Origin of the sequence: Enterobacter sp. R-1.6.2 (genome assembly GCF_035064085.1) — a bacterium.
GTDB classification, from domain to species: domain Bacteria; phylum Pseudomonadota; class Gammaproteobacteria; order Enterobacterales; family Enterobacteriaceae; genus Enterobacter; species Enterobacter asburiae_B.
Genome location: NZ_JASEYI010000124.1, coordinates 1 through 535, shown reverse-complemented (window position 1 = coordinate 535; position 535 = coordinate 1). Strand labels below are relative to the sequence as shown.

Annotated in this window: 1 pseudogene; it reads left to right on the top strand. The window is 52.1% G+C overall.

From position 1 onward, the window contains the following. Positions 1-535: pseudogene (locus tag QMN93_RS26100) on the top strand (Tn3 family transposase); the annotation flags it as partial.

Here is a 535-nt window from a genome sequence, read left to right as displayed (position 1 = left end):
TCCAGGCTGACATGGCTTCTGCAACCGCCGGGTAAAATCAATGGTAAGAACGTGCTGCAACATCTTGATCGGCTCAGCAGCGTTGAATCGCTGGCATTACCGGAAGGTATAGATCGTACCATTCACCAGAACCGGTTGCTGAAACTGGCGCGGGAAGGCCGGAAGATGAGTAGCCGTGATTTGACCCGATTTTCAGCAACCCGGCGTCATGCGATCCTGGTGTGCGTGCTGGAAGAAGCCAGAGCCACACTGACAGACGAAGTGATTGAGTTGCATGAGCGAATGCTGAACAGCCTTTTCAGCAAAGCCAAAAGAACACAGGCAGAGCGCCTTCAGCAGACCGGAAAGCTGATCCAGTCAAAACTGAGGCAGTACATCGATGTCGGTCAGGCGCTGTCTGATGCCCGCGATTCCGGTGACGATCCATGGCTCGCAATAGAAAATATACTCCCATGGCCTGAATTTGTCGCCAGTCTGGAGGAAACACGCCATCTCGCCAGAAAAAATAATTTTGACCCGCTGCATATTATTACCG